Annotated in this window: 7 protein-coding genes; 5 read left to right on the forward strand and 2 right to left on the reverse strand. The window is 50.0% G+C overall.

What is annotated here, in order from left to right; translation table 11 throughout:
- Positions 1-1,011: MFS transporter (locus B4H10_RS03990; RefSeq protein ID WP_292018225.1), on the forward strand; the 1,011-nt coding region annotated here is incomplete at its 5' end.
- Positions 1,012-1,144: 133 nt separating this feature from the next.
- Here the strand turns inward: B4H10_RS03990 and B4H10_RS03995 are convergent.
- Complete coding sequence (locus tag B4H10_RS03995) at positions 1,145-1,744, reverse strand: nitroreductase family protein (RefSeq protein WP_292018226.1); 600 nt, start codon at positions 1,742-1,744, stop codon at positions 1,145-1,147.
- An 83-nt stretch (positions 1,745-1,827) separates the two neighbouring features.
- Positions 1,828-2,694, reverse strand: coding sequence for a LysR family transcriptional regulator (locus tag B4H10_RS04000; protein WP_059075816.1), 867 nt, complete (start codon positions 2,692-2,694; stop codon positions 1,828-1,830).
- 138 nt (positions 2,695-2,832) lie between these two features.
- Between B4H10_RS04000 and B4H10_RS04005 the strand changes: the two genes are divergently transcribed.
- The 4 genes from B4H10_RS04005 to B4H10_RS04020 form a co-directional block, all read left to right on the forward strand.
- Positions 2,833-3,417: a chromate transporter gene (locus B4H10_RS04005; protein WP_059075817.1), complete on the forward strand. Its 585-nt coding sequence runs from the start codon at positions 2,833-2,835 to the stop codon at positions 3,415-3,417.
- Positions 3,418-3,434: 17 nt separating this feature from the next.
- Positions 3,435-4,007 carry a chromate transporter gene (locus B4H10_RS04010; protein WP_113855857.1) on the forward strand — a complete coding sequence of 191 codons (573 nt, stop codon included), beginning with the start codon at positions 3,435-3,437 and terminating at the stop codon, positions 4,005-4,007.
- Between the two features lie 14 nt (positions 4,008-4,021).
- Complete coding sequence (locus B4H10_RS04015; RefSeq protein WP_113855858.1) at positions 4,022-4,264, forward strand: twin-arginine translocase TatA/TatE family subunit; 243 nt, start codon at positions 4,022-4,024, stop codon at positions 4,262-4,264.
- Positions 4,265-4,781: 517 nt separating this feature from the next.
- Positions 4,782-5,224, forward strand: a 443-nt coding sequence (locus B4H10_RS04020) for a transposase (protein ID WP_292018227.1), incomplete at its 3' end; no start/stop codon positions are given.

A 5,224-nucleotide genomic window follows, 5' to 3' on the forward strand; every position in this document is an offset into this window, starting at 1 on the left:
ATCTGGGGAAAGCTGGCTGATGCCCACGGAAAAAAGCCTATGGCTATCCGGTCCTGTCTGTTTTTGTCGCTCAGCTATTTCTGCGGCGGCCTGGTCACCTCACCGGAACAGCTGACACTCATGCGGCTCCTCCAGGGGTTTGCCTACGGATTGTGGCCTATGGATCTGGCCATTATGACACTCTATGCTCCCGAAGACAAGCTTGGGTTCTGCCTGGGGACCATGCAGGGAGTCATGACGGCTGGCAGTGTCCTGGGACCGCTGTTTGGGGGCATCCTGTCCGATTTGTTCGGCATGCGCTTTTCTTTCTTTATCGCCGCCTTTTTCCTCTTTATAAACGGCCTCATGTTCATTTTCCTCATCAAGGAGCCGCCCGATCCGGAAAAGGACGAAGCCGGAAAGACGCGCCACCTGTCCCAGCTGGACGTATTGCGCCAGCCCCTCCTGCGCAATATGCTGGTATGCGGAGCACTGATCCAGATGGTCATTTTCATCCTCCAGCCCGTCCTGTCTACGTATATCACCAGTCTGGCCGGTGATATTCCCAATCTGGCCCTTACGACAGGATTCGTCATTTCCCTGTCCGGTGTTTCCGGTGCCATCGCCGCGCCCCTGTGGGGAAAGGCAGGGCAGAAGAAAGGCTTTATCCGCATCCTCACCGTATCAATTTTTGTCACCGCTATGGGAGAAGCCCTGCAGGGCCTTCCCAATACGCTGGCAGCCTTTTCCGTGACTCAGTTCACTATCGGTCTCTGCTTTTCCGGCATCAATCCGGCTCTCAACGCCATCATGGCCCAGCATACGCCGCCAGACTTCAAAGGACGTATTTACGGTCTGCTGTTTACGGCCCAGCAGCTCGGATCCATGGCCGGCCCTCTTCTGGGAGGAGCTCTTGCGACCTGGTGGGGCATGAAATCTATCTTCTTCGTTATGTCGGCTATCCTCTTGGCGGCCAGTTTCTGGCTCTACCGCACCTATCACAACGAGGACCCGAAACCGGTGTGGTTCTGAGTGGTTTTTAAAGGAAATGAGCCTTCCGGATAAAAAAAGACTGCCTTCATCAGATTCCCGTCGCCGTGTTTCCTGGGTAATGGTCTGAATCCGATTCAAGGCAGTCTTTTCTGCGCTGGTATGTCTTTATATATTAAAATACGATTTTGACCCGTTCGTCGATGGGCAGTTTTTCAATCGGTCCCGGCTGGCTCAGAGGCTGGCCGAAGGGCATCTGGGCAATGAGCTGCCACGAGGCCGGTACGTCGAATTCACTGGCCAGGGCTTCGTCGATGAGCGGGTTGTAGTGCTGCAGGTTGGCAGCCAGGCCCATATTGGCAAAGAGTGTCCACAGGGCATACTGCATCATGCCGTTGGCCTGCTGGGCCCATGTGGGGAAGTTGGCGGCATACAGGGGGAACTGTTCCTGCAGCTTTTTCACGACATCCGTATCGTCATAATAGAGGATGGTGCCGTGAGCGGCGGCAAAGGAATCGATTTTCTTTTCCGTATTGGCAAATGCTTCGGCCGGTACGACCGCCCGGAGGGTGTCTTTGGTTATCTGCCATATTTTGTCATGAGCACTGCCGTAGGCAATGATAATGCGGCCGGACTGCATATTGAAAGCCGACGGGACTTCCCGGACGACCGCTTCGATGCGGGCCGTGATTTCTTCCTGGGGCAGGGTGACATCCTTTCCCAATGTATAATTCGTACGACGTTTGGCGAACATCTGCTGTACTGTTTTTTCCATGGTATCACCTCATCATGAATATGTAATAAATAACGATTATTTATTATGTATAAAGTATACCAAAAATATCCACATAAGGCAAGCTATAATTGCAATGCCTGAATAAAACTTTCTCCCAAACTGGACAGGTATCGTCCTTTGGGCCAGATGGCGGCAATGCGCGTGCGCAGGGACGGTTCGTCGATAATTTTCACGCTCAGGTTATCGTGGGCTGCCAGATGTACGGCAGAAGCGGGCGTAACGGCGATGCCCAGACCGGCGTTGGCCCAGAGGATGGTCGTACGGGCATCGTCGTTGCGGCAGAAAAATACGGGATTCATATCCTGGCTGGTGCAGATATCCTGAAGGAGCTGGTTGAAGCGCCGGTAGATGATGAGCGGTTTCTGATTGAGTTCCCGGAGGGTAATATGAGTCCGGTCGGGACACCAGTCCAGTTCCCGGGGCAGTGCGGCCACCATCGGTTCTTCGTTGAGTATTTTACAATGGAAAGATCCGGCCTTGAACGGCGTGCGGACAATGCCGATTTCAACCAGGCCCTTGTGCAGCATATCGATGACCTCAAAGGTATTGCCATCATAAATTTCGAAATGGACGCTTTCATGCTTCTGATGAAAATCGCGCATGGCCGAACTGAGGATGACACTGCCTGAGCTCGATACGGTACCGATGTGCAGCGTTCCTTTGAGTCCCTGCCTGAAATCGCGGATTTCCCGCCTGGCCGAATCGCTGAGATTCAGGATCTGCCGGGCCCGTTCATAGAGCAGTTTTCCCGCTTCCGTCAGTTCCATGTGACGGTGCTCCCGGATAAACAAATCTACTTCCAGCTCTTTTTCCAGTAACTGTATCTGCTGGGATAGTGGCGGCTGTGCCATATGAAGCTGCCGGGCCGCTGCCGTGATCTGTCCTTCCTCGACGACGGCGACGAAATACCGGAGTTGTCGTAAATCCATGGATACCCCTTCCTTACTATATGAAAAATATATATTTGCTAAATTAAAATTATATTTTTAATATAGCACGAATGCTGGTATAATTCCAGATAGAAACGAGGAAACAATTGCACCTGTCTGATAAAGGAGGAACTACCGATGGAAGAAGAAACCACATTGGAACATCCCCGCCGGGATGCCCATTTTTTCTGGGTCTTATTTAAATCCACATTTATTATTAGTGCCTTTACCGTTGGTGGCGGCTATGTCATCGTGCCCCTTCTCAAGGCCAAATACGTCGATGAATACCACTGGATCAGCGACAAAGAAACGCTGGATATGGTCGCCATTGCCCAGTCCATGCCCGGTGTCATTGCCTGTAACAGTGCCATCATCCTGGGATACCGCATGGCCGGTATCGCCGGTACACTGACCGCCCTCATTGCGACGGTGCTGCCGCCGCTCATTACCTTGACCATTATTTCTTACTGCTATGATTTCTTTATCCAGAGCCAGATAGTCAAGATGATCCTGCGGGGCATGCAGTGCGGTGCTACAGCCCTCATGGTCAATGTAGGCATCAATCTGCTGATGAAGCAGTGCAAAAAAAAGCTCGTCCTGCCGCTGGTCATCATTGCCGCTACGTTCATTGCCAATGTCGTCTTCGACGTGAACCTCATGTATCTGGTCCTCATCGATGGCATCATCGGGCTGTTATGTATGCGTGATGCCAGGTATGATTAAAAGGGGGGAGATAGATCATGATTTACTGGCAATTATTCTGGGAATTCTGCAAAGTCGGCATTTTCTGTGTCGGCGGCGGTTATGCTTCCATGCCGCTCATCCAGGCATCGGTGGTCGATACCTTCCACTGGCTGTCTATGAGTGAATTTGTCGATATATTCACCATTTCACAAATGACACCCGGCCCGATTGGCATCAATGCGGCTACCTTTGCCGGGACGAAAATCGCCGGTCTCGGCGGTGCTGTCTGTGCGACGGCCGGATTTGTCGCTCCGTCCCTGATTCTGGGAATCATCCTGGCCCGGGTGTTCTTCAAATACGGCAATATCGGTCCCATCCGCGGCGTATTGAACGGATTGCGCCCGGCTGTCGTCGGACTGATCTGTGCAGCCAGCCTCAGCTTTGTCTGGCTCGCCGTGTGGAGCACTGAATCGGTGCCGGAAGACTTTGGGGCTTTCAGTCCGGCTGCCATCCTCGTCCTCATCCTGGCGCTGATGGCTATCCGCCGTAAAATCGGCGTCATCAAAGTCCTCATCGGATCGGGCGTCCTGGGCCTCGTACTGGGACTCATGGGCATCCTGCCTGTATAAGAAAGGAGACTGTTATGCATCTGGGAACACAAGAACTTATCCTGATTTTACTCATTGTCGTCGTCCTCTTTGGAGGCAAAAAAGTTGCCGGTTTGGGAAAGGCGCTGGGAACGAGCCTGCGGGAGTTCCGGGCAGAAGTCCGGAAAGACGATGACTCATCGTCAGAACAGACCGATACGTCACAGACGAAACCGGAAGAATCATCGGATGTATCATCGAAAGAAAACGATGAAACGTCTCACCGGCCGTCTACGTAATATCGATACCAATCCAACCCTATATCACAGGAAAAGCCTGACTGCCTTATCCTTCGGCAGACCGGGCTTTTCTGCTTGAAAAATAAAGGATATACTTGATAGAAATGTAATGATTTTTAATATATATTGTCTCATATGTAAACAATTTAACCTAATCCGCCAGAAGTCCTCCACCTCTCAGGTGGGGGATGAAGGCGGGTATGGCGAATTTACGTAAGTAATTGAGCCATACCATTGCTCTGTAGATGGTTCTGTAGATAGTTCTGTAGTATAATCAGTCGTATATGAGAAAGGATTGATTATACTATGAAATTGGATAGCAATAACCATTCAGTATTCTTACTCTATTAGCATCTTGTTTTGGTGGTAAAGTATCGCCGCAAAGTATTCTCTATACAGAACTATTAAAATTCATCAATGCTTATAAAAGTGCCAGCTCTAGGCTGATCAAAAAAGATTTTCCAGAGGTTAGGCGTAAATTGTGAATACATAGAACATCAAGGCAGGTGAGATTATAGTGAATAAGGCATACCGATACAGGCTCTATCCAACGGCTGAACAAAAAATTATGTTTGCCAAGACTTTCGGCTGTGTCCGATTCATCTATAACAAGATGCTTGGAGACCGCCTTGATTACTATAAGGAAACCGGTAAGAAACTGAACAATACTCCCGCACAGTATAAGGAAGATTTTCCTTGGCTGAAAGAAGTGGACAGCCTTGCTCTTGCCAATGCACAGATGAACCTGAGCAAAGCATACAATAACTTTTTTAGAAATCGAAAGCATTTTGGCAAGCCACGCTTCAAATCGAAAAAGACAGGTCATGCTTCGTATTCTACGAACAATCAGAAAGGATCTGTCCGATTAGAAGGAAATAAGGTTAAATTGCCTAAAGTTGGTTGGGTAAAATTATGTCTGCATCGTCCCCTGATGAAAAACAGCACGATAAAGACCGTTAC

The sequence above is a fragment of the Megasphaera sp. UBA4382 genome (assembly GCF_002391155.1).
Classification (GTDB): domain Bacteria; phylum Bacillota; class Negativicutes; order Veillonellales; family Megasphaeraceae; genus Megasphaera; species Megasphaera hexanoica.

What these genes read in the sequence shown, in the direction of transcription:
- B4H10_RS03995 (WP_292018226.1), bottom strand. Translation starts at nt 1,744, where the DNA reads ATGGAAAAAACAGTACAGCAGATGTTCGCCAAACGTCGTACGAATTAT.
- B4H10_RS04000 (WP_059075816.1), bottom strand. Translation starts at nt 2,694, where the DNA reads ATGGATTTACGACAACTCCGGTATTTCGTCGCCGTCGTCGAGGAAGGA.
- B4H10_RS04005 (WP_059075817.1), top strand. Translation starts at nt 2,833, where the DNA reads ATGGAAGAAGAAACCACATTGGAACATCCCCGCCGGGATGCCCATTTT.
- B4H10_RS04010 (WP_113855857.1), top strand. Translation starts at nt 3,435, where the DNA reads ATGATTTACTGGCAATTATTCTGGGAATTCTGCAAAGTCGGCATTTTC.
- B4H10_RS04015 (WP_113855858.1), top strand. Translation starts at nt 4,022, where the DNA reads ATGCATCTGGGAACACAAGAACTTATCCTGATTTTACTCATTGTCGTC.